Source organism: Lyngbya sp. PCC 8106, from assembly GCF_000169095.1.
GTDB lineage: Bacteria > Cyanobacteriota > Cyanobacteriia > Cyanobacteriales > Microcoleaceae > Capilliphycus.
This window is the reverse complement of the sequence record NZ_AAVU01000001.1, coordinates 188,639-212,150: the sequence shown is the minus strand read 5'-3', so window position 1 is coordinate 212,150 and position 23,512 is coordinate 188,639. Positions and strand designations below refer to the sequence as shown.

At 41.4% G+C, this 23,512-nt stretch carries 18 protein-coding genes; 5 read left to right on the top strand and 13 right to left on the bottom strand.

Features of this window, described 5'->3' with window-relative positions; translation table 11 throughout:
- The first annotated feature begins 283 nt into the window (after positions 1-283).
- Positions 284-5,200, top strand: a complete 4,917-nt coding sequence (locus tag L8106_RS29220; RefSeq protein WP_050779052.1) for a GAF domain-containing protein — start codon at positions 284-286, stop codon at positions 5,198-5,200.
- Between the two features lie 23 nt (positions 5,201-5,223).
- Here L8106_RS29220 and L8106_RS00835 read toward each other — a convergent pair whose 3' ends face one another.
- The 7 genes from L8106_RS00835 to rlmD all read right to left on the bottom strand — a co-directional run bounded on the left by L8106_RS00835 (position 5,224) and on the right by rlmD (position 11,996).
- Positions 5,224-6,027: a radical SAM protein gene (locus L8106_RS00835; RefSeq protein WP_009782254.1), complete on the bottom strand. Its 804-nt coding sequence runs from the start codon at positions 6,025-6,027 to the stop codon at positions 5,224-5,226.
- A gap of 26 nt (positions 6,028-6,053) precedes the next feature.
- Positions 6,054-6,911 (bottom strand): CPBP family intramembrane glutamic endopeptidase, encoded by an 858-nt coding sequence (locus tag L8106_RS00830; RefSeq protein ID WP_009782253.1) that lies wholly within the window; start codon positions 6,909-6,911, stop codon positions 6,054-6,056.
- Positions 6,912-6,940: 29 nt separating this feature from the next.
- Positions 6,941-7,348 (bottom strand): AbrB family transcriptional regulator, encoded by a 408-nt coding sequence (locus L8106_RS00825; RefSeq protein ID WP_009782252.1) that lies wholly within the window; start codon positions 7,346-7,348, stop codon positions 6,941-6,943.
- A 677-nt stretch (positions 7,349-8,025) separates the two neighbouring features.
- Positions 8,026-9,075 (bottom strand): UDP-3-O-(3-hydroxymyristoyl)glucosamine N-acyltransferase, encoded by a 1,050-nt coding sequence (gene lpxD, locus L8106_RS00815; protein WP_009782250.1) that lies wholly within the window; start codon positions 9,073-9,075, stop codon positions 8,026-8,028.
- Positions 9,076-9,221: 146 nt separating this feature from the next.
- Positions 9,222-9,713, bottom strand: a complete 492-nt coding sequence (locus tag L8106_RS00810) for a universal stress protein (RefSeq protein ID WP_039895235.1) — start codon at positions 9,711-9,713, stop codon at positions 9,222-9,224.
- A 450-nt stretch (positions 9,714-10,163) separates the two neighbouring features.
- On the bottom strand, positions 10,164-10,484 hold the full coding sequence (locus L8106_RS00805) for a YkvA family protein (RefSeq protein ID WP_009782248.1): 321 nt from the start codon (positions 10,482-10,484) through the stop codon (positions 10,164-10,166).
- A 111-nt stretch (positions 10,485-10,595) separates the two neighbouring features.
- Positions 10,596-11,996 (bottom strand): 23S rRNA (uracil(1939)-C(5))-methyltransferase RlmD, encoded by a 1,401-nt coding sequence (rlmD, locus tag L8106_RS00800; protein WP_009782247.1) that lies wholly within the window; start codon positions 11,994-11,996, stop codon positions 10,596-10,598.
- Between the two features lie 157 nt (positions 11,997-12,153).
- On the opposite strand from rlmD, the gene L8106_RS00795 reads away from it, so the two are divergent.
- Positions 12,154-12,639: an allophycocyanin subunit alpha-B gene (locus tag L8106_RS00795; RefSeq protein ID WP_009782246.1), complete on the top strand. Its 486-nt coding sequence runs from the start codon at positions 12,154-12,156 to the stop codon at positions 12,637-12,639.
- Between the two features lie 58 nt (positions 12,640-12,697).
- On the opposite strand, the gene L8106_RS00790 is transcribed toward L8106_RS00795, so the two are convergent.
- Positions 12,698-13,417, bottom strand: coding sequence for a YdcF family protein (locus tag L8106_RS00790; protein ID WP_009782245.1), 720 nt, complete (start codon positions 13,415-13,417; stop codon positions 12,698-12,700).
- 71 nt (positions 13,418-13,488) lie between these two features.
- On the opposite strand from L8106_RS00790, the gene L8106_RS00785 reads away from it, so the two are divergent.
- Entirely contained in the window at positions 13,489-13,833 is a 345-nt protein-coding gene (locus L8106_RS00785; RefSeq protein WP_009782244.1) for a hypothetical protein, read from the top strand.
- 85 nt (positions 13,834-13,918) lie between these two features.
- Here the strand turns inward: L8106_RS00785 and L8106_RS00780 are convergent, their stop codons facing one another.
- Entirely contained in the window at positions 13,919-15,088 is a 1,170-nt protein-coding gene (locus tag L8106_RS00780) for a pyridoxal phosphate-dependent aminotransferase (protein ID WP_009782243.1), read from the bottom strand.
- 94 nt (positions 15,089-15,182) lie between these two features.
- On the opposite strand from L8106_RS00780, the gene L8106_RS00775 reads away from it, so the two are divergent.
- Positions 15,183-15,611, top strand: a complete 429-nt coding sequence (locus L8106_RS00775) for a hypothetical protein (RefSeq protein ID WP_009782242.1) — start codon at positions 15,183-15,185, stop codon at positions 15,609-15,611.
- Between the two features lie 27 nt (positions 15,612-15,638).
- Here the strand turns inward: L8106_RS00775 and L8106_RS00770 are convergent, their stop codons facing one another.
- Genes L8106_RS00770 through L8106_RS00760 form a run of 3 tightly spaced genes read right to left on the bottom strand, consistent with a single transcriptional unit; the run spans position 15,639 to position 19,447 of the window.
- Positions 15,639-16,484 carry a mechanosensitive ion channel family protein gene (locus L8106_RS00770; protein WP_009782241.1) on the bottom strand — a complete coding sequence of 282 codons (846 nt, stop codon included), beginning with the start codon at positions 16,482-16,484 and terminating at the stop codon, positions 15,639-15,641.
- Positions 16,484-17,728: a hypothetical protein gene (locus L8106_RS00765; protein WP_009782240.1), complete on the bottom strand. Its 1,245-nt coding sequence runs from the start codon at positions 17,726-17,728 to the stop codon at positions 16,484-16,486. Before L8106_RS00765 ends, L8106_RS00770 begins: the two co-directional genes overlap by 1 nt.
- 24 nt (positions 17,729-17,752) lie before the next feature.
- A complete protein-coding gene (locus L8106_RS00760) occupies positions 17,753-19,447 on the bottom strand; it encodes an FAD-dependent oxidoreductase (protein WP_009782239.1) in 1,695 nt (564 codons plus the stop codon).
- Positions 19,448-20,029: 582 nt separating this feature from the next.
- On the opposite strand from L8106_RS00760, the gene L8106_RS00755 reads away from it, so the two are divergent.
- Positions 20,030-20,338, top strand: a complete 309-nt coding sequence (locus L8106_RS00755) for a hypothetical protein (protein WP_156803549.1) — start codon at positions 20,030-20,032, stop codon at positions 20,336-20,338.
- Positions 20,339-20,422: 84 nt separating this feature from the next.
- On the opposite strand, the gene L8106_RS00750 is transcribed toward L8106_RS00755, so the two are convergent.
- Positions 20,423-23,062: an endonuclease MutS2 gene (locus L8106_RS00750; RefSeq protein WP_009782237.1), complete on the bottom strand. Its 2,640-nt coding sequence runs from the start codon at positions 23,060-23,062 to the stop codon at positions 20,423-20,425.
- Between the last annotated feature and the right edge of the window lie 450 nt (positions 23,063-23,512).

The window sequence follows — 23,512 nt, the reverse complement described above, 5'->3', positions numbered from 1 at the left end:
GATTAAGATTTAAGACCTCATTTTAACAGATTACTCCCCCCGAAAGTTTACTTCAGGATAGATAGAGCTACAATCTATACTGGAAACAAGAACCCTAAAAACTCCTGAAACCCATCTCAAAACCCTTAATCTCTAGGACTAATAACTGATCGTACTGAGTTGGGGTGCAGTCACGAACTCAAAACTTAAGCTCAGAAGTTAGCCTTTTCCCTCGGGAAAGGGGACATTATTTGCACAAATTTACGATTGCCTTTCCCACTTCATCACCAGTCGTTCAACTTCTATGTGGAAAATAGTCATACAAAACCTGTTTACTGTGAGTTGGGGTGATCTGCGCGATCTCGACAACTTCAGACAATATTCCGTGATCTTACTACACACGGGGGGCGATATTCTCATTGCTCTAATTTACTATCTAATTTTAGCCCTATTGATCTACTGGGTAAATCGGCGAAAAGATTTTCCCGAAAGACAAGCTTACATCTGGCTCGGGATTTTCCTTTTTGCTTGTGGAACCATCAAAATACTTGACCTGTGGGTGCTAGAGTATCCCGCTGATCTATTCCCAGAACTCACTAGATTCCTCTTGATTCTGGTATCGATGTTCACCGCTTCAATGTTACTCCCCAAACTCCCAAAAGTTCTCGCATTACCGACATCCGACCAATTTGCAGCGATTGACAAAACCCTACAAGTCGAAATTCAGCAACGCCTCAAAGCCGAAAACCTGCTCAAAAAACTGGTTGCTGTCACCGCCACCGTCACCGGAAACCAATTTTTTTCCACCCTAGTCGAACAACTTGCCACCAGCTTAGAGGTTCCCTACGTCCTCATTACCCACATTCATCCTGAAAATCCTCAAAAACTCCAGATTCTAGCTTTTTGGTCAAAAGGAGAACTTCAGCAACAGATTGAATGCGACCGACTGGGGATACCCTGTGAACTCGTGATCAATACCGCTACCCTGCAATTTTATAATGATGGTCTGCCAGAACAATTTCCCCAAGCCGAAATTCTCAAAACAATCAAAGCCGTCAGCTATTTGGGGGTTCCGCTTCTCAATGGAAAACAACAAGCCATCGGTACCCTGTGTATTCTTAGCGATCAACCTCTCCGTAATGAGACTACAACCCAAGCCATTTTAACCCTATTTGCTGCCAGAGTCGTCGCCGAAATCCAACGCGAACAAGCAGAACTAGCCCGCAGACAATCTTACAACCAGTTAGAAATCCGAGTCAACGAAGCCACCGCCGGACTGCGATCGCGAACCGCTGAACTCGAAACCGTCAACGCCAACCTCGAACGAGAAATCCAAGAACGAGTCGCTGCTGAATTTAGCATCCTCACCAGTGGAATTCGCCTCAGAAAACAACAAGTCGGACTACTCGAACTCGCTCAAAGTCCGAATATCTTCGAGGGAAATCTCACCCAAGCCATGAGCGAAATTACTCAAATTGCAGCTCGTACCCTCAATGTCTCCCGTTCCGGTATCTGGTTCTACACCGAAGATCAATCCCAACTCTCTTGTGCTTATTTATATCCAAATTCGACCTATTCTCCAAACAAAATCGAGATTTCCCTAGATCGATCCCAATGTTCGACCTATTTTGCAGCCATCGACACCCAACGAGTGATCAGCACCGCCAACGCTCATACCGACGAACGAACCCAACAACTCAGCACAGTCTACCTAAGACCCCACTCGATTACCGCCTTACTCACCGTTCCCATTCGTTTTCACGGAGAAATTCTCGGTGTGATTAGTTTAGAAGATGGTCACAGTCGAGATTGGGCTGTAGAAGAACAAAACTTCACCACCTACCTCGCTCAGATGACCTCTCTCGCGCTCGAAAGCCAGGAACGTAAACAAGCTGAAACCGCCTTAAAATCAAGCCAACGTTGGGTACAGCAAATTGCCGATGCGAGTCCCGGAATCTTATATCTCTACGATCTCCAACACCAGCGCAACCTCTACGTTAACCGCACCATTGCCGATATTCTCGGTTATAGCGCCATAGAAATTCAACAGATGAGTCAAAATTTCTTTCAAGTCTTCATGCACCCCGAAGACTTAGCAGGATTGTCCGATTACTATGCACAAATGTCAATTGGTTGTGAGGGAGATGTCTTTGAAATTGAATATCGCATGAAACACCGCGATGGACATTGGTTATGGCTGATGAGTCGAGATACTGTATTTTCGTGTAACGAGTCTGGACAACCCCAACAAATTCTCGGCACCGCTCACGATATTACCGAAGTCAAACTCGCAGACACTCAACTGCGAAACTCCAAACAACTTTTGCAATTAGTGATTGATAATATCCCGCAATTAATTTTCTGGAAAGATTGCAACTCCATTTATCTCGGATGTAACCAGAACTTTGCTCAAGTGGTCGGATTAAACACACCCGAACAAATTGTGGGTAAAAGAGATGATGATTTACCCTGTGTTCAACAAAAGGCTAGGAGATTTGAACACCGCCAACCCCAAGCGATCGCCAATGATTTATCAGAATATCATCTGATTGAAGCTCAGTTAAATGTCGAAGGAAAACCCATCTGGCTCGATACTCATAAAATTCCTCTCCATGATGTCGAAGGTCATGCGATCGGTATTCTCAGCACCTATGAAGACATCACCGAACGCAAACAAGCCGAAGAAAAACTTCGCGCCAGTGAAGCCAGTCTAGCAACTGCTCAACGAGTCGCTCATGTGGGAAACTGGGAGCTAGAGATTCAAACTCAAAAGCTCAGTTGGTCAGATGAATTATTCCGAATGTTTGGTCGTGATCTGGCTCAAGCAGAACCCCGATATGTAGAACTGGTCAAACAAATTCATCCGGCTGATCGACCCTTATGGCGACATCAAGTTAGACAATTGTTGGAGTTTGGACAATCCACTGAATTTGACTGTCGAATTATTCGCTCTGATGGTTCGATCCGCCATATTGAAGCGCGCGGACAGGGGATTTTTAACAGTCAAGGACAAATCATTCGAGCAATGGGTACGACGCTTGATATTACTGAACGGAAGCGTTCTGAACAAGCTTTGCGAAATATGGCTGAACGAGAACAGGCTTTTTCCAAAGTTTTACGACGGATGCGCCAGTCCCTCGACTTAGAGACTATTTTTAATAGCACGACTGTTGAACTTCAAGAAGCCTTCAAGAGTGATCGGGTGGTGATTTATCAATTTTTACCGGACTGGAGTGGAAAGTTTGTTGCTGAGTCTGTCAGTGCCGAATGGCGACCTTTACTTGATACCAAGACTTCTGATTCTAATGTAGAAAATGCAGTCAGTGAAAATGAATGTACGGTTCAAGAGTTAGTCAGTATTCAAGATACCTATCTCAAAGATACTCAAGGTGGTTTATATCGACAGGGCGTGACGTATCTGTGTGTTAATGATATCTATGAAGCTAATTTTTCGGATTGTTATGTAGAATTATTAGAGCAATTTCAAGCCAGATCTTATATTACGGTGCCGATTTTTTGCGGAACTCAACTCTGGGGACTCCTCGCCACTTATCAAAATGCAACTCCCCGTCAATGGGAAGAATCGGAAATTCGCATCATGGTACAAATTGGGATTCAGTTAGGGGTAGCGGTTCAACAAGCTGAACTTTTAACTAAAACTCAACAGCAAGCCGAAGAACTTCAACTCGCCAAAGAAACAGCCGATGCTGCCAACAAAGCAAAAAGTGAATTTTTAGCGAATATGAGTCACGAACTCCGAACGCCTTTAAATGCAATTCTGGGTTTTACTCAGTTGATGCACAATGATCCGGCTTTATCGGGAGAGTATCAGCAATATATTCATATTATCAGTCAAGCGGGTGAATATTTGCTCAATTTGATTAATGATATTTTGGAAATGTCGAAAATTGAAGCCGGACAGCTTACCCTGAATGAAAACTGTTTTGATTTGCATTGCTTACTCAATAGTCTTGAAGAAATGCTGCAACTTAAAGCAAAATTAAAAGGCTTACAATTACAGTTTGATTGCGATCTGAATGTTCCTCAATTTATCGCGACTGATGACAAGAAGTTACGTCAGGTTTTAATCAATCTCTTAAATAATGCGATTAAATTTACTGAGTCGGGTTATGTCACTTTACGAGTTTTCTCCCAACCTCTCCTGAAACATGGTTCTTTTTCCGGTGATAATCAGTCGGAACTTGTGAAACAGTTAACGCCAATCTTACCCGCCTCAGAGTCTCTTTCAGAAGCCCCTACAAATCATCCTAATCATCTAGAGTTGATTCCGATTTATTTTGAAGTCGAAGACACAGGTTTAGGAATTGCACCCCATGAATTAGATCGCTTGTTTGAAGCGTTTAGCCAAACAGAAGCAGGCTTCAAGTCGAGTGAAGGAACCGGGCTAGGTTTGCCTATTAGTCAGCGTTTTGTCCAACTCATGGGAGGAGAAATCAAGGTTTCTTCTCAACCGGGAGTTGGGAGTATTTTTGCCTTCAAGATTATCGTGAAACCGGCTGACAGCACATCTGTTGAATCGGTTAATTATTCTCAGAAAGTGGTGGGTTTAGCAACTCAGCAAAGAATTGATCGGATTTTAGTCGTTGAGGATAAATTTAGTAATCGTTTACTCTTATTGAAGTTACTTCAGTCGATTGGATTTGACGTTAAAGAAGCCCACAATGGACAAGAAGCGATTACAATTTGGTCAAGTTGGAAACCGGATTTAATCTTTATGGATATCCGAATGCCTGTGATGAATGGTTATGAAGCGACTCAATATATTAAGTCTACACCGGAGGGAAATCAAACTGTTATTATCGCCTTAACAGCTAGCGCCTTTGAAGAAGATCGCCAAATGATCTTATCGGCGGGATGTGATGATTTTATTCGGAAGCCATTTCAAGAGGAAGAAATACTGACCGTTATTCGTCAACATTTGGGTGTAGAATATCTCTATGCAGACCCAAACGATTTACGGGCATCTTCAATCTTAAATACTGCGGCTGACTCTGATTTTATTTTAGATTCTAATGCTTTAAAAGTCATGCCCCCAGATTGGATTCAGCAACTCTATCAGACGGCTTCTCAATGTAGTGATGTACTGACTTATCACTTAATTGAACAAATTCCCCCAGAAAATTCCCAACTCGCTAACAAATTGAGAGAATTAGTGAGTAATTTTCGCTTTGATCGCATTATGGAACTTGCCAAACATTGAATTTATATTTAGCAGATATTCGCTTAGTTTGAGTGTACTGTTCTCACCCGCACCCCAGTCTGAGTTTGAATCTCTTGGGCAAAGGCTTGTAAAACTGCCGGACTCACACATTTAAACTGACGAACTTCGTAGGGACGATCCTCAGAACCGGAATGATTGCCTCGACCATCGAGTTGACGTTTAACTGGTTTAGGACGAGTGGGAGTATTGAGTTGAACTTCTGTCGGTTTAATGGCTTTAATCTGGCGAATATATTCAGTTTTAGCCTGCTCATCCCACGCCGATAGTATCATGGTTTGAATCCCTAAATCTCCGGGATACTCCGCACAAAATTGTTCAATTCCCGCCCATAACTCACTGAAGTTGACCTGAGAATCAGGACGGTTGACTCGTCTTAATCCTTCTGGTGAAACTGCATCAAGTTTAACAGAGACGCGATCGGCTAACGCTAATTGGGAACGAACAGTCGGATCATTTAACAGCGTCGCATTAGTTAATACTAAAGTCGGACGATGGGTTAATTGTTGAATTTCGCGGAGAATTTCGCCTAAATTTGCAGCTAACGTCGGTTCACCACTCCCACTCAGAGTAATTACATCCACATCCCAAGGGGCAAACCCTTTTAACTCCTCTAAAATTTGTGCAGTCGGAATATAAACTTGGCGATCGCTGGTGATCTGTTCAATTTCTCCGAGTTGACAATAAACACAGTTAAACGAACAAGTCGAGACAACCCCAATCGGATCAATCCCTAGCGATCGCCCATATCGCCAAGAGGAAACCGGGCCATAAACCGTAGAAACGGGAACTGTTGTGGAATTTACCATAATATCTTTTCCTGTGCCATCATGCTTCACCCTAGATTGTAGACAGTCCAAAATAAACCTGCCAGCATTAACAACATCGTGATTCCCATTCCCCCTGCTAAGGGTTGATCAGCAATCCCTGTCACCCATTGCGGAACACGCCGAGTGTAAGTTAAGGTTCCGAGAGTCTGTACACTGGTGATTCCCCAAATCAAACCTGCGTGTAAGCCGATAGCTAACCCCAGACCCTGATCATAAAGACAAGCGAGGGTGAGTACCATTCCCATTAACCACAGCCCCGGTAATTGAGGAATTGTCTCTTGGATATTCCAAATCAAATGAGTCAGAGCAAAAATTAAACTGGTGATCGTGGCTGCAATCACGACAGTATAATCTTGTTGCAAATGATAGTGTACAAATCCCCGAAACACCAATTCTTCTGTTCCACTAATCCATAATCCTAGCAAAAGGATAGATAATAGCGAACAGACAGCAGAGAAGATGTTGTTTGAGGATTTGGGAGAAGTCGTGAGTTTTAGAGGGGGTTGAGGTTGCCAATTGATCCAACCCAAAATCCATTCTATGGTCAGTAGTACAACTAAACAGAGAATCGCTACACTCAACCCGATCACGACTGAAATTCCAGTTGAGATTTGCCAGAACCAACCGTAGCTAGAAAAGGACAGATTCTCAACTTGACAGAGATAGCCCACAATCCAAGGAACAATCAGATACAGTGAGGCTAGAAAAAAGGGCTTTTGTTCCTCTTTTAAGGGTTGAGGAGGATGCCAATTGAGTGCTTTCGCCGTTGCGATCGCAATTGGCAACCAGACCAGTCCCCAAACCCCAAAAAATAGAGCAACTTTGATGATCGCCGGAGCATTTAGAAGTTCCCAGAGGTTCATATTCTCTTAGCGATCAATACATAAAGTGTTTACTCTTCTTCGCTATCGACGCTGCCATTTCTCTCATCATCTTCACCGACTTGAATCAGGTGAATATGTTTGTAGCCTAATTTAATATCAAATTCATCACCCGGCTTCAATCCCATCTCTTTGGTATAGGTGGAACCGATGACAATTTGACCATTTTTGTGAACACTGACCATATAGGTAGGAGCGCGTCCCCGACCATCGCTAGTCCCATCCGGGCTAAGAGGAATTCCGCGTGCTTTGAGAACTGCATCATAAAAATCAGTCAGATTCACACGGACTTGATCGTCTTTTGTAACACTGTAATATCCACACAGTCTAGCTGTTTCTCGGCGAGGAAGGTGAGAAAGTTCTTTAACTTTTTGAAGTAAAGCCTTTCCGGTCAGGGGTGCTGTTGCTGCTTTAGACATCGTTTGACACAATCTCCTTTTGTCATTGAAAACATTAAGTCAGTCCAGTGTATGTTTCGGGCTGCTAAAAATAATATATACTTAATTTTATCAATTTGACAAAGTTTTTTTGAGTATTCTTGTGAATATTGTAAGGATTCGGGACAGTCATTGCTCAACAGAAGAAAAATTCTTGTCTATTTTGGGATTGGATGAAAAAATTTTGGCTGAAATTATGCCCGAGGGATCGGCTGTCTGGGCTGACATCGGACAATTTTACTCAGGGGTTATCAGCATCGGGAGTTGATTTGTCGAGTCCTGAACAGGGAGATGGCTTCTATTTTAAAAATGACAAAGCGACTATCCTGTCTCAATGTCAGGGAATCAAAGCATTAATTTTTTGCCAACAGCAACCGTTCGATCAGACTGTGCTGTTGGTAGTCACTTGCCAATATTGGCTGAGTTTGTCTTGACAACAACAGGAATGACGACTGAGCAAATTTCAATCTCCTCAGAAAATACACTCCATTTGCTGAATTGCCGATGAACAAACAGTCTTACTCTCTACAGCCGGGTGTTAAACCCAGACAAAACAAACCCCAGGAGCGATGATCTGTGGCTGAAATTTTTCTAAGGTCTAATGAACTGCACTCGTTAGTGCTGAGGAGGGTTGAGAATTGACCAACAGGTATCAATTCCTACTGATGATCATTCAACTGGCGCTGAAGTTCTTTAATAGTTTTGTAAATTTCGGGTAGGCGCTTGCGAATTGCAGAAATTTTCAGATAGAGTTTATTGGGAATTGCTGGAGAATCAGAAACAATCTCTCCGGCTTTTACACTACTATGAATTCCGGCTTGGGCGGTAGCGATCGCCTTGTCTCCGATTTTGGCTTGGTTGGCAACTCCCACCTGACCAGCTAAAATCACTTGATTACCCACGACCACGCCTCCTGCCAAGCCTACTTGTGCCGCAAACGCACAATTTTCACCCACCTGACAACCGTGACCAATATGAACTAAATTATCTAGTTTTGTATTTTTCTGAATCCGGGTTTCTCCGACTGCGGGACGATCAACAGTGCTATTACATCCGACTTCGACTCCATCTTCTAACACCGTCACCCCCGACTGTTGCATCTTGAACCAGCCTTCAGCAGTGGGAACGAACCCAAACCCTTCTGCGCCAATTACTGCCCCGCTATGAATCACACAGTCAGCACCGATTTGACTTCGTTCGTGAAGGGTACAATTGGCATGAAGAATACTGCGTGAACCGATTTGGACTTCGGGGTAAATCGTCACATTCGGATGAATACACACGCCATCGCCAAGGGTGACGCCGGATTGAATCACGACATGAGGGCCGATATAAACTTGATCACCAATTGTTGTATTGGGATCGATTATTGCAGAAGGGTGAATACTCGGTGTCGGTCGAAAGGGTTGATAAAATAAGCCAATTGCTTCGGCAAAAACCAGTCGCGGTTGAGGCGTTGAAAGCCAAGCAATGCCCCGTTGTGTCGCTTGTGTTTGTAGGGTTTCATCGATGGGTAAAATTAAGGCGCTGGCGGTTGTTTTCTCGACGTAGGCGGCAAATTTCGGCCCTTCAATATAACTCAACATTCCTTCTTTGGCGCGATCAATGGCATCTATTCCCCTGAGTTCGAGATCAGTGGACTCAGCCGTGTTGAGGCTATGCTGAGTAATAGAAGCACTCAGTTTTTTCAGTAATTCACTAAATTTCATCGGCGACTTGATTTGATTACACTCCACAGATCATCCCAAAAAGAAAACCTACAACGGTAGGTTTGGTCTGATTACCATTAGATTTATTCGTCTTCACAGGAATGGTCTGTTCAATTTCAGCAAAAGTTCCTCGCTACTCCAAATCTTTATTGAGTCTGTGAGGATAATTGTACGATTAAAACGGAACAATGAGCATGATGGAGTACATAATTACTCACACTTCCTAAGATTAACTGACTTAAACCTGAGTATCCTCGACGTCCCATCACAATCAGATCGGCATTCCATTCTTGGGCTGCTTGACAAATTTGATGACCCGGTTTCCCTGTTTGTTGAGAATATTCGCTACTGACTCCGACTTCTGTTGCTTGATTGGCATAGGTTTTTACGGTTTCTACCCCTCTTTCTACATACTCTTGCCATCGTTTTTGATAGCTTTTGAGGGTTTCTAGTTCTACCATTTCGTAGTAGTTCAAACCAGTGATTCCTTCTACAATCGGACTTCCTTGTTCATCGTGGGAGAGAATATGAAGGATCATCAGCTTGGCTTGAGTGAGTTGGGCGATGGATAATGCTTTTTCAAAAACGTTCTCACTTATTTGAGAAAGATCGATCGCAACTAAAACTTTTGTAAACATCTTCTTACCTCCCATCAGTTTGACAGTGGCATTGAGAAAATTGAACCCCATTAAACCCAGTCGAAACATCTGCTGTAATTATGGTTTAGGTCAGTTTCCCCAAAACTCGATAATTTCCGTGACCAGAACTTCGGTCTAGAGCTGATCAAACGAGGGATAAAGCCCTACCCGTATCGGCACAAATATCGGGTGTGTTTCTCGGGATGATTCCTGGAAACAAAAGCAGTTTTTTTTGTAACCAGACCGATGTTCTATAAGTTTTCACTTAACTCTATTCACTAAAATCATACTATAAATGTGATGAATGGATTGAGTTTGGTAAGTTTTCTTAAAGAAGTCAGCAGAGAAAAGGTAGAAAGTAGGCCCCACACCCATTTCAATTGTGAATGAAGCGAAGATTGGGAAGTCGGGAAATGTTAACTTCTAACTTCTGACTAACGGGTGTGAAAATCAATCTACTGTTTCTGCTTCAACATCAACAATGGTTTGACTCGGAGACGAACCTTGATTAACTTGAGTTTCGGCTTTTTTTTCTGCACTCTGACCCATTAAAGAACGGGTATAATCAACGAACATCTGATACCCTTCTGAAAAGAAAATGGTCAGCAGTACAATATCATCCACTTGTCCTAAAATGGGGATGACATCTGGAGAGATATCCAACGGACTAAATAAATAAACCAAGGTTCCCAAAATCACCCATCCTCGGTATTTCGGATTACGGATGATACTGCGATAGAGGTTAAACAAAGCTTGAATAGAAATACGCATTGAATCAGAATAGAATAATTGCGAAACAGGGAACAGATCATCGGGTAAAAGGCAGAAATCAGAAGTCGTGAGGTCAAAATCTCACGATCTCCCCATCTCCCGATCTTCTCGTTAACCTTTTGCTTCTAGGAAAGCCACACATTCAACGTGAGGAGTTTGGGGAAAGAAGTCAACAGGCTGAACTTGAGTTAAATGATAAAATCCATTTTCACAAAGTATTTTCAAATCACGGGCGAGAGTCGCAGGTTTACAACTCATATAAACGATTTGAGTGGGTTGCAACTTTAACAAACTCTCTAAAACTTGGCGATCGCATCCTTTTCGAGGGGGATCTAATAAAATAATATCAGGTTTCAGGCTGAACCGAGATAAAACCTTTTGTACTGTTCCTGTTTCAAAAGTAACGTTATCAATCCCGTTTAACCCAGCATTTTGGTAAGCTTGTTGGATTGCTGAGGGTTGAACTTCTATCCCGATCACCTGTTTTTGTGAGTTTTTCTCTGGAGAAGAAGCCAGAAGCTGGATGTGTTTAGCGATGGGTAGCGTTAACGTTCCGATGCCACAATAGGCATCAATGATCATTTCCGAGCCTTGTAAGTTTAACTGCTGTTGAATGACTTTCAAGACGGTCTCCGCCGCTTCTGTATTCACCTGAAAAAATGTCTCTGGGGTGAGATTAAAAGTTAACCCCGCAAATTCTTCGCGAAGGAAGCCTTGACCCTTGACGCAGTGAGTCTTGTCCCCAAAAATGACATTGGTTTGATTGGGGTTAATATTCAGACAAACCCCCACTAATTGAGGATATTGTTGTAACCAGGTTTCGGCTTGTTCTTCGAGTCGAGGTAAGGAGCGAGTGGCGATGAGAGTTAATAAAATTTCTCCGGTTCGTCGTCCAATTCGTAGCGATAGATGTCGGATAATCCCTTGGTGTTGGCGTTCATTATAAATCGACCAGCCTTGATCTTGAATATCTTGTTTAATATTTGCCAAGAAGGGATCAAGATTTTCATCTTGTACGGGACACTGATTGAGGTTGATCAAACGATGAGACCCTTTTTGATAATATCCTGCCCGGACTTGACCTGTCGATGACCGACTCAGAGGATAAGTGGCTTTATTGCGATAATTGAGTAGAGAGGGCGAGGGTAAAATCGGACTCACCGGGGGTTGGGAAAAGCCGCCAATGTGTTCTAAAGCTTGAACCACTAAATTTTGTTTTGTGGTCAGTTGAGCGTCATAATCGATATGTTGCCACTGACAACCCCCGCATTTATCGGCCACAATGCAAGCTGGACGAATGCGTTGGGGAGAGGGGGTGAGGAGTTTCTCTAGTTTAGCGGTGGCGTATTGGCGTTTAACGTGTAGGAGACGGGCTATAATGCGATCGCCAGGAACCGTATCGGCAACAAACACCACCCGTTGTTGGTCGCGTCCTAAACCATCGCCTGTGTCGGTCAAGTCGGTAATTTCAAGTTCAAGCTGTTGACCCTGTTTCCAAAGGGAATCACTCATGTTCGGTGTTCGCTGTAAAATTTGTTAGATATCAAGTTTTACACAAATAGCAATAAGAATTATTACTTAGTGTTTTGTTAAAATTGGCTATTTGTTGGTTTGTGTATCCCAGAGTCGCTAAACTACTTAATGTGATCTTGATAAACTCCAATTACAGATGACTGTAGTAAGCCAAGTTATTCTCAAAGCTGACGATGAACTCCGTTATCCTAGCACTGGTGAACTCCAAAACATCAGCGACTTTTTAAAAACGGGGGAACAACGGGTGCGTATTGCCACCACGTTTTCTGAAAATGAAAAGAAAATTGTTGATCGCGCCAGTGGTCAACTGTGGAAAAAGCGTCCTGACTTCCTTGCCCCAGGGGGTAATGCTTTCGGACAACAAAAAAAATCGCTCTGTCTGCGCGATTATGGTTGGTATTTGCGTTTGATTACCTATGGGATTCTCTCTGGAGACAAAGACCCCATTGAAAGCATTGGCTTGATTGGTGTCAAAGAAATGTACAACTCTCTCGGTGTCCCTATGCCGGGAATGGTTGAGGCTATTCGCTGTTTAAAGGATGCTTCTCTAGCCCTGTTAGATGAAGATGATGCCCGTGAAGCGGCACCTTATTTCGACTTTATCATTCAAGCGATGTCTTAATTCTTGATCTTTTTAGGATAATCTCACCCGCCTTTTACCACTGTAGGGGCGGGTTTTTTCACTCCCCATTTCCCCACTCCTGACAACTATCTTGAGGATTAACTCCGCCTTGATATTCACAGGAAAATCCATCTTTACACCATTGTTTGAGATTAACATCGGGAAGTTGAACGACGTTTGAACAAGACAGTTGAACCCCTTGACTCACAAACGCCCAAATTAAAGCGCGAGTTAGATCAAGTCCGGTTTTGACAATAGACTCTCGATTTCCCGGAACCCCCGTTTCAGGGACTAGGTTCGGTTCCACCCAAATTCCGTGGGCACCGAGAATAATTTGCGCCATCCACAGCGCCCGAGGAAGATGACTTTTGGAGGTAATTAACTGAATATGATGTACATTCCACTGACTGAGAAGCGGTTGGGAAAAGACAAAATTAGTAAAGGTTGAGTTGGCACATTTTTCTAACCAAACTTGTTTTAAGGGGGTGTTATTGCGTTCAAATAGTTTTAAAATACAAGGGTCATCAGAACCCGTTGAAATTAAAATTCGAGTGTTAGGAGACTGCGCCGCTAACTCGGAGACAAATATTTCTCGCTTGATACTTCCCCCGAGAACAAAAAAGGCGTCAACAGGTTGTTGGGCGGCGGAGGGTAAAGTGATCACTTGAGAAATGAGTCGAACGGAAGTCACAATTAGTAAAATTCCCAGGCTAATCAGTAGAACTTTTTGAGACAGTCTACGTCTAAATACTGAGGATTTGCTAGCGGGATGGCTCATAGAAATTGGGAACGATGAAGCAGTCTAAATTAGAATTGAGTAATCTTATTTAACACCAAATTGATCTGACAATGACCTTAAAAATCTTAAAACATTCTGTTATTCTTTTGTCTGCTATTCTCGGTTCTGGAATGATCACCAGTGTAGCTGCACAACCGACTCAAGAACGGCAAAAAAACCCCTATCCTCAAGAGGTTACTGATGCTTATTTAGAAGCTTGTTTGCAAGGGTCTGTGGCTCAAGGTTTAACAGAAAAACAGTCAAAATCTTTATGTACTTGTACACTTGAACAGTTTCAAACTCGATATACTTTTGATGAGTTTGTTCAAGTTTATGCGGAGACTAATCAAAGTGATGAACCACCTCCTGCAATTTTTGATGTGGGTACGGCTTGTGCTGCAACATTAACTCAATAAAACTGACAAACTTTAGCCTTAAAAATCCGGATTTTTTTTTAACCTAATTTCTAGAGAAAATTAGGTTTTTTTGTTGAAAGCAAAATCAATTTCCTGCAATTAAATGTTTTAATCCTTTGACTAAACGTTGAATTCCCACGGCTGCGGTTTCTTGATTTAACGCTCCATAAGCCACTCGTAAATAACACCCCTTACTCATTCCGAAGGTTGTTCCAGGAATGACTGCTACTTTGAAGTCTTGAATGAGTTTTTCCACTAATGTCATAGCGGGTAAATGGGTGTCTATTTTGAGCAAAACATAAAATGCTCCCTCTGCTGATGGAATCGTACAAAATGAATCCAATTGACTAAGTTGTTCTAACAGGAACTGTCGTACTTTCGCAATTTCTTTAATTTTCGGTTGACAATAATTTAATCCGGCTTTCAACGCCCCTATTGCTGCATATTGGGAGATCACAGGTGGACAAATTAAAATGGTATCTTGAACTTTTTGGATGGGAAAACGAAGATGTTCAGGAATCACCATATAACCAATTCTCCACGATGCAAATCCATAGGCTTTGGAAAGGCTAAATAAGGAAATTGTATGAGGATTGCTGTTTTTAATAGAACCGGGTGAGAAGTGTTTAATATTGTTGTAGGTGAAATATTCATAGGCTTCATCGTTGATGTGATAAATCTGATGTTGACGACAAATTTCGTTCACTTCTCGCAAGGCTTTTTCTGAATAAACTGCCCCGGTTGGATTATTGGGAGAAATGGTGACAACGGCTTTGGTTTTTTCGGTAATAGCTTGTTTAATGGCTTCGGGGCGTAGTTGATACTGTTCGTCTGTGTCTACTAAAATCGGTTCACAACTTGCCATCATAATCGCCATTTCATGGTTAAAATAATAAGGCGTTTGTAAAATAATTTCATCGCCGGGAGAGGTAATCGCTAAAATTGCATTCATAAACCCCATATTGCTTCCTGCGGTGACAACAATATAGTTTTTATCAGTGATTAAAATCTGATTTTCGGCTTGGAGTTTGGCGGCGATAACCTCTTGTAAAGGTTCAATTCCGACAACGGCTTTGTATTTGTGATTATCCGAACTGGCAAAATTAGAAATCGCTTCAAAGGTGGCACTGGGCGGGTTATAATAGACTACCCCTTGACCTAACGAGATTGTACCGGGATGGGCGTTAATCAGTTCAGCAACAACGGGAATAATCGGAGACTGAACAAACTGCATTCGAGAAAATTGAGAAGTCATAGACCTTGAAAAATGAGTGATTTTTTAGTAAAATTATTTTAGATAAAATCTCTGATTACATTCAATTTAATATTAAACTTAGGTTAACTTTAACATGAAATCAATCACCCAAAAATTAACCCTATTTTTTGCAGCCGGTTGTTTAGGCGGTTTAGTCAATAGTCTGGCGGTTTGGTTGTTTGGACTACTCGGAATTACAACTTCCCTGGGTGTGAGTATTGCCCCTCAATTCACTCCTACCTGGCTTTATCCTCGCATTGTTTGGGGCGGTTTATGGGGCTTATTGTTTTTTCTGACTGGATTAACTTATAACCCTTTTCTCAAGGGATTATTGTTGAGTATTGGGCCAACTTTAGTTCAACTGTTTGTTGTTTTTCCGTTCAAAGCCCAAAAAGGAATGATGGGTTTAGACTTAGGTGCTTTGACTCCTATTTTTGTGATTCTTTTTAATGCGATTTGGGGAGTTGTTGCGGCTTATTGGATAGACTATATCAGTGAAAGACGGAGAAGTGCAAATTTTTAATTAATCAGATGATTATGAATCGGTTTGTCAAGTTTCAGTCAATTGAGGAGATAGAACCGGATAGGATATTCCATGCTTTTTAAAGGTTTGTTTGGCTCGTTTGATCAAGTCAGTTGTGTAAATAAATTCATCGCGAGCATCAATCGGATAGCATTTAAGTTTAAAGTTAGTTGCCCAAGATTTTTCTTCCATGATGACCAAAATCGGTAGAGTAAGTTGTGTGTATTTACTCGTATAGGCAACTCGATATAGAATATTCATCACTTTCTCAGTATCAACGCTATGCTCAAAATAAAAGTTGACAACAACTTGCGCTTCTACATCCCCTTTATTAGAATTAGAAATTGCTTCTGTCCAAATTTTATTATGGGGAATAGAAACAATATTATCATCGGGTGTTTGTAAACGAATTCCTCGCAAACCATAGTCAACAATTTCTCCATATTCATCTCCGATTTTAACCCGATCACCGACTTGGTAGGGACGTTCAAACAAAGCAATAATTCCCGCAATAACTGAACTAATATAATCCTTAAATGCAAACCCTAAAGCAACCGCTATCGTTCCTGTTAAAGCCAAAACGTTGTTAGAAGACAGCTTCAAAAATAACCGAATCAGCAGAATGATCGCTAAACTGAGTAAAAATGCTCTCCAAAAGGGTAAAGATTGCTTCACACTCAAGCGAAATCTGAGGGGAACTTCTTCTGCAAGCCAATGAATTAACTTATCAATGGCAAACATTCCCAAATAAGTAATGGCAAGAATAATCAGGGCTTGAATGATTTTAGAAGTTGTAATTTCCGAGAGAATATCTGAAGCTTTTTCTAAACCATTATCACCATTGATTTGAGCCCAAAAATATCCAAGTTGCATTATTTCTTTTCTCCCGCTAAAATGTGATTATCAATCAAATCTCGTGTAAGTCGAGAATAATAGATTGGACTTAATTGAAATAAACCCTGTTTTTGGAGAATAATTCCTGTTCTTAATAATCTCTGAACTTGGATTCTGATCTGATATTCTGACTCTGCTAAACTTACAGCTAAAGCTGACAAACTGATTTCTCCATGTAAGCCAATCGAAGATAATAAATACTGATCTTCTTTCGTGAATTCTGGTAAACTGGGGAGGGTAGCTCGTTTAAGGATTAAGTGTTTTTCGGGTTTTTCTTCCTGAAGTTCTACTGTTTCTGAATCGATTTCTTCGGACTGTTTAACATATCGTAGGGAATCTAACCAAAGATGAGCCGCAGGCTGACTTAATCCCTCAGAAATATCTGCTAAACGCTGAAAATATTGTTTCTCTTTTTTAGAAATCCAGTTTTCTTCTTCATGCCATTCTTCCGATTGATGATTGGATTTGTCTTCGTGATCACTAAACTCTATATCAAGGGTGTCATCAAGGGTGCCATAAATTGGATTTAACCATTGTTTTAGTTCAATTGCATTTAAAGTCGGTAAAGAAAAAATATGCTCAAAGCCAGTATTCACTTTATAGAGATAGTCAAAATACTTCCAAGCCCATTGATTACAACCCACTATCCAAAATCGAGAATGATCTTTGAGAATAAAATCAAACAAATATTCGATACTATCTAATCCCTCTACACACCTTAAAAAACATAAACTTAAGTCAGGAATAACAATTAAAGATTGGGTGTTTTCGGGGTGAGAATTTTCCTCCAAACTCTCTGAAGATTCAATTTCCTCTTGTAGATTAATTTTGAGTGTCGAATATTGATCAGGGCGGTTTTCCCAAGACAGAGTTTTTATCGATAAAGCTTCATCCTTAACTTGCTCTAACGTTTGCTCTAAAATTTGTTTTAATGGCTCAATTGGGCTGAGGACAATAAACAAGTGATTCGCCAAGTCTTTATTTTTTTTCCAGGGAGTTAAAACTTCTGAAAGTTTGGTTTGAATTGCATTTTCATAAGCTTCTGGTAAGGCTAAAGACTGAACTGTATTTTGATATTCCGCGACTTCTTCGGGAGAAAGCGAACTATAATTCTGCTCATTAAAGCGGGCTTCAATTTCAGCGGCTTGAGCTTCAATCTGGGCTTGTGCTTTAGGAAACCAAGCCTTAACTTTTTGAACAATATCTTCAATATGAAAGTTCATCTGAATAATTAGTTTCAGACTCCGTTAAATGTTATCAACACCACTGCCAGTATCTAAACTCACTGGCCCTGACCCAAAATAGGATACCATTAATAACGCCCCAATCAAAGCTAAATTCTTAAGAAATGCTGTTGTTTCTGCGGGATCGGCAAGAAAATTATGAAAGACTAAGGTTGTGGGAATCAAAAAAGCAATTAAAACTAAAGCTCCAATTCGAGTTTTATATCCCAAAATCAACGAAATTCCTCCAACTAACTGAAAGATAATATTTCCCAATAACATTAAAGTCGGAAACGGTAATCCGCGATCTGCGATCATTTGTTGAGTGCCTGCAAAACCAAAAATTTTGGTAATGGCTGAATACAGAAAAATACTCGATAAAAAAGAACGTCCAATTAAAGGAATATATTTCATAGGTTTAGATCCTTGACTAACAGTTGAAATGGGTCTATTTTTCAGCGAAAAATCTTTAAACTCGGGGTAAGGTGAAATAATGGGTTTGACAAAGCGAGACTGTTGTAAACTATCACGAATCCAACTATAAACAACATTAAGACGGTTCCGCCCACCGGGAAGATAATAGAAGTGAATTCCTAACCAAATTAACCATCCCAAGATTCCTTGTAGTTGTAATTTATCTTTGCTCACAACACCCGCATTTCGCCCAATAATTGCGGCTCTACCTTTATCAATATATTCAAAAGGTTGGGGAGATTTACCCCGAATTTGTAGTAGAATATTACGAGCCGTGGCTTCTCCTTGTTGTAAAGCTTCCGGCGCGACTCCTGCTAAGGCTTCATCCCCCAATTTGACATAAGCAACATCCCCAATCGCATAAACATGATCATAATTCGGAATTTGTAGGGTTGGTTGGACAACAATTTTTCCTTTACGGGCGGTGGAAAGATTTTCGGTATCGGTAGCGGGGTTGGCTTCAACTCCGGCTGTCCAAATCGTGGTTGCTGTCGGAATTATTGTACCATTTTGCAATTCTACACTCTCAGGACTCACACGCTGAACTCGAGTGGAAAATTGCAGTTTCACACCTTTACGCTGTAGACATTGGGCGGTATAAAGACTCAGTTTTTCTGGGAAATTCACCAATAAGCGATCGCGGGATTGAAGTAAAATAACTTCAGAGAGTTGTTGTAATTTGGGATGATTCTTCGCCAATAAACTGTTTAAGAGTTCACATAAACCTCCCGCCATTTCCACTCCAGTTGGCCCGCCTCCCACAATCACAAATGTTAACAGCATTTTACACTGTTCGGGGCTTAATTCTTGTTTGGCTTGCTCAATACAAGTCAGCAAATGTTGTCGGAGTTTAACCGCATCTGAAAGTAAAACTAAAGGTTTTCCGTATTCAGAAGCGCCAGGAATTTCAGCAAATTGTGGCTGACTTCCCGTGGCTAAAATCAAATAGTTGTAGTCAATTTCTCCGGCATTGGTATGAACAATGTGATGTTCAAAGTCTGTATGATTAACCTCCGCTTGTAAAAATCGAGCTTGAGGATAATTTTTTAAGATATGACTAACTGGATAAATAACCTGTTGGGGCTGTAAAAGTCCAGTTGCAACTTGATAGAGTAACGGAATAAAAGTGTGATAACTGTTACGGTCAATGAGTAGAACATTAACGCCTGCTTGAGCGATAATCTTGCTAGCCGTAATTCCACTAAATCCGGCTCCAACAATCACAACCTGAGAATTTCCAGACACAGTAATAGTTTCTATTCCTAACCGAATAATTTTCTATATTTTAGCAGATAATTAATTTTCAAAAGATCTATCTTTAGGATGTTGTTAGTTTTAAATCAAATCTCAGAAACTTTTTGATACAGTAAATATGAAGAAGTCATTGGATATTACGGGTTCAAAAGTCTCGCAATAGATTAATTTTGTTCAAGGTTTCAAATCCTGAAGATAATCTATACTTCTTCTTCCTGAAGTCAGACGACAGGGTAGGCTTGATGTCGCTATAGTGAAGTTAGTCATCTCAAACGCTCAAAATAGTATCTTTTAATACAGTAGATTCAGCCGTCAAACCTTGAGTTTAGGGAAAAAAGGAGATTGAGTGGGACTTGAGAGGGTTTTGGTTCACGGAAGCGGAGAAGTATAAATTTTTTTTATCCAAGCCGAAAAGCCGCACAGCAAGCCAGAAAAGCAGGACATCAGCCCGTCGAAAACTGCTTATCCTTCCCAGGATAGGTTGCCGGAATAAATTAGTGTGGGTTAAAACCAAGTAGGGGTAAAACCCCTCACCAATGTTAAGCCAATAGCACAATTTAGGAGAACTCACTCATGCAAGATGCAGTAGAATGTCCAAGATGCGGTAAACGAACAATAGTTCAGCGTCATCCCGATGTTTTCCAGTGTCTCAACTGCGACTTTCAGCGAGACTTCTCTCGATCTCAGTCTAGAGACAAGAGTAAAGGCTCCTCTAGCAGCCAAAAATCCGGTAGTAGCGGAGGATATCGTACCGAGAGTAGCAGCAGCTACAACAGCTATGGAGGCGGGTACAGCAAAGCCGAGTCTAGAAAAGATGACTCTGGAGGAGGTATTGTAGGCTTTCTCGTCTTTATAGTTGTAGTCGCCCTATTTATTCTCTAAGCCCTGTTGTCTTGAGGCTATTGTCAGCAATAAACAAGCAGAAAAGGCAGAGAAAATTTAGCCTAAACTTCGTCGTCATCACTCTTATTTGAGATAAGCTATAGTTACGCCAGCCCCTCCTTCTGCTTGAGTGGCTAACTCAAAACGATCAACTAAAGGATTATTTTTGAGGAATTCTTGAACCCCTCGTCTGAGTTGTCCTGTGCCTTTTCCATGAATAATCCAGATCGCCGCAAAATCAATCATTTGACCTAACATTCGATCAATCTCAATTTCAGCTTCTGAGATTCGTTTTCCCCGTAAGTCAATTGTATTTTTAGAAGTCCGAACGGTGGCTTTTTTCTCGGGTTCAGAAACAGTGGCTTCTGATTTTGAACTTTTGGCTTTGTCTGAACTTTTGCTTTTCGTTGGAATCTCGGCTTTTTGACCATCGAGAGACTCGATTTCAGCTAACCCAATACTCATTTTCATTATACCAAAACGAACCATAAGCTGACCATTTTCATCGGGTTCGTTCATCACTTCTGCGGTTTGACCAATACTCGGAATCCGAATGCGATCGCCAACTTTAGGCTTAAATTTAGGTTTTTCAGGCGGTTTTTGTTGACGAGAAGGAAGACGTTGTTCTGCAATTTTATCTAAAGTTTCTGTTGCTTTTTGGGCGTCTTGGGCTTTCGGTTGACCTTGTTGTAAACGGCGAATCACTTGAGCAATTTCACCTTTTGCTTGAATTAATGTTTCTTTAATCGCTTGTTCTTGTTCCCGTTTCAGTTCCTGTTCTCGTTCTTTTAAAAGGGCTGTTTTTCGGATCAGTTCTTGATGCAAACGTTCTGTTTCTTTCAGCAACTTACTCGCTTCTTCAGCTTTAGTTTCCTGTTGTTTCCGTTGGGCTTCTAACCCAGCAATCACATCATTAACATCCTGGGAAGTCCCCCCCAAATAAGAAGCCGCAGTTTCCAGAATTTCCGACTTCAAACCCAAGCGTTGGGCAATTTTTAACGCATTAGAACGTCCGGGAATTCCCCACAATAAACGATAGGTTGGTTGTAGGGTTTTCTCATCAAATTCGACGCTAGAATTTTCAAACCGATCATCTTGATATTTTAACGCTTTTAATTCGCCAAAGTGAGTCGTTGCAATTGTAACTACAGCAGAATTTGCGAGATATTGTAACAAAGCCGTTGCTAAAGCACTCCCTTCTGTGGGGTCAGTTCCCGCCCCAATTTCATCGAGTAAAATCAGAGAATTTGAAATCTGATCTTCGGGATCTTTGATCTTTGCTTTTAAGGTTTCTAGAGAATCAACTTCCTCAATTATTTCTACTTCTTCTTGTTGGTTTTGAACAGGTTCAACCTCACTATCGTCTGTACCTAACTGCTGATGGGTAACTGGTATAGATAATTGATTAACCGTTCCTATATTCGCAGAAGGAATAGCATTTAAAATCCGACTAATACGGCGAATATGACCCGAGAAAGTTGATAAACTTTGTTCGATAGATTGTTCATCTCCAATATCAGCTAAAACCAAATCAAACCACGGTAATTCTACAGGTTCTCTCGCGGGAATAAATAACCCTACTTTCGCCATGAGTGCAGCCATACCAATCGTTTTTAACGTTACCGTTTTTCCGCCTGTATTCGGCCCGGTAATCGCCACAACCCGAATCGAAGGTTTAATCGTCACATCAATGGGAACAACAGGCGTACCTTGTTCATTTTGCTGTTGCCAAACTAACAACGGATGGCGCAATTGTCGTAATGTGACTGGGTTTTGAAATCGGGTTTGATCGGTGTCTGAAGGAAGAACACATTCAACCTTTTCGGCTTGAATTTTGAGGTTTGTAAATGTGGGTGGATTTGCTTCTAGCCATAAACCATAACGCGCTCTAGATACAGCTAAATCAATCGTTGTGACAATCACTAACAATCGTTCTAAGTCTGGTTGAACTTCTGCAATTTGTTCACTTAAAACCTGACGAACCGCTTCTTCTTCGAGCTGTTCTCGTCGTTGTAATTGTCGCAGTTGATTATTGAGTTCTATCGTTGATTTGGGTTCAATATAAAGGGTTCCTCCTTTGGCAGAAGTATCGTGAACAATACCCGGAACTTGATATTTTTGGGGGGCTTTGACTGGAATCACAAACCGATCACCTCTTTGGGTAATTAGCTGTTCTTGAATGGCTCCGGCTTTGCGTTGTAAAATACTTTGTAGAATCTGATAAATGCGATCGCGTGTACTTTTGAGTTTAATCCGAATATCTGTTAACTTTGGATTAGCCCGATCAGTGACATCCCCGCGATCATCAATACATCGGTGAATTTCTTGTTCAAGTTCGGGGTAAGTTCGCAATTCTGACACCAACTCCGCCAATACTGGAACCTCTTCTTCGTGGGCGTCAACCTGACGTCGAAGCTGTCGCGCACCTGCGAGTGTTGTGGCAATATTAAGAAGTTCCTCTCCTGAGAGTATTCCATGACGTTCAACACGTTCGAGGGCGTCACCAATATCTTGAATTCCCTGAAGCGAGAGTCCACTGGTTAACTGCAATTCTAGTTGGTAGGCTTCTTTGGTTTGCGCCAACAACTCCAATGTTTCCGAGGGAGTTTGGGGAATGGGCAAATTGCGAGTCACAACCGCCCCTAGCTTCGTTGTCGCAAAGGTGGCGAGATGATGACATAAACGCTGCCATTCTAATAGTTCTAAGGTTTCTGCTTGAATCAACGCCGCTTTAGTCCCTGTGTAATTCCTGTACTACATTCTAATAGATTTTTACCGATTCTTTCGTCTATCGGGGTACGGGTTTTTACCCAAGTTCAAGAAAGCGGTTACTTGACTAGACGAATTTACTGTTTTGAAAATAATGAAAATAAGTCTTCTAAATCGGCAATTGCTTCGTCAGAAAAAGAGTAATGACTCATTCGGATGGATATTCACGCCAAATTTTTTTGAACAAATTCTCCATCACAATTTTACCTTCTGTGATTTGCCCTTTAGAAATTTGTTCGGTTCCTACCCAAATCTTTTGACAAAGTTCTTCCAAACGCTGGTCATTTAAAGTGTGATCCCGTTCTTTCAGCAGAATATCGGGCTAGATGAACAGACTGACAAGCTTCCAGGGGTAGATATTTCTCAACGGTAAATCAATCATAGATCGGTGAGTTGTTTGAGTTT

Excerpts from the sequence above, each read along its gene's own strand:
- L8106_RS29220 (WP_050779052.1), top strand. The coding sequence starts at position 284 with ATGTGGAAAATAGTCATACAAAACCTGTTTACTGTGAGTTGGGGTGAT.
- L8106_RS00835 (WP_009782254.1), bottom strand. The coding sequence starts at position 6,027 with ATGGTAAATTCCACAACAGTTCCCGTTTCTACGGTTTATGGCCCGGTT.
- L8106_RS00830 (WP_009782253.1), bottom strand. The coding sequence starts at position 6,911 with ATGAACCTCTGGGAACTTCTAAATGCTCCGGCGATCATCAAAGTTGCT.
- L8106_RS00825 (WP_009782252.1), bottom strand. The coding sequence starts at position 7,348 with ATGTCTAAAGCAGCAACAGCACCCCTGACCGGAAAGGCTTTACTTCAA.
- lpxD (WP_009782250.1), bottom strand. The coding sequence starts at position 9,075 with ATGAAATTTAGTGAATTACTGAAAAAACTGAGTGCTTCTATTACTCAG.
- L8106_RS00810 (WP_039895235.1), bottom strand. The coding sequence starts at position 9,713 with ATGTTTACAAAAGTTTTAGTTGCGATCGATCTTTCTCAAATAAGTGAG.
- L8106_RS00805 (WP_009782248.1), bottom strand. The coding sequence starts at position 10,484 with ATGCGTATTTCTATTCAAGCTTTGTTTAACCTCTATCGCAGTATCATC.
- rlmD (WP_009782247.1), bottom strand. The coding sequence starts at position 11,996 with ATGAGTGATTCCCTTTGGAAACAGGGTCAACAGCTTGAACTTGAAATT.
- L8106_RS00795 (WP_009782246.1), top strand. The coding sequence starts at position 12,154 with ATGACTGTAGTAAGCCAAGTTATTCTCAAAGCTGACGATGAACTCCGT.
- L8106_RS00790 (WP_009782245.1), bottom strand. The coding sequence starts at position 13,417 with ATGAGCCATCCCGCTAGCAAATCCTCAGTATTTAGACGTAGACTGTCT.
- L8106_RS00785 (WP_009782244.1), top strand. The coding sequence starts at position 13,489 with ATGACCTTAAAAATCTTAAAACATTCTGTTATTCTTTTGTCTGCTATT.
- L8106_RS00780 (WP_009782243.1), bottom strand. The coding sequence starts at position 15,088 with ATGACTTCTCAATTTTCTCGAATGCAGTTTGTTCAGTCTCCGATTATT.
- L8106_RS00775 (WP_009782242.1), top strand. The coding sequence starts at position 15,183 with ATGAAATCAATCACCCAAAAATTAACCCTATTTTTTGCAGCCGGTTGT.
- L8106_RS00770 (WP_009782241.1), bottom strand. The coding sequence starts at position 16,484 with ATGCAACTTGGATATTTTTGGGCTCAAATCAATGGTGATAATGGTTTA.
- L8106_RS00765 (WP_009782240.1), bottom strand. The coding sequence starts at position 17,728 with ATGAACTTTCATATTGAAGATATTGTTCAAAAAGTTAAGGCTTGGTTT.
- L8106_RS00755 (WP_156803549.1), top strand. The coding sequence starts at position 20,030 with ATGCAAGATGCAGTAGAATGTCCAAGATGCGGTAAACGAACAATAGTT.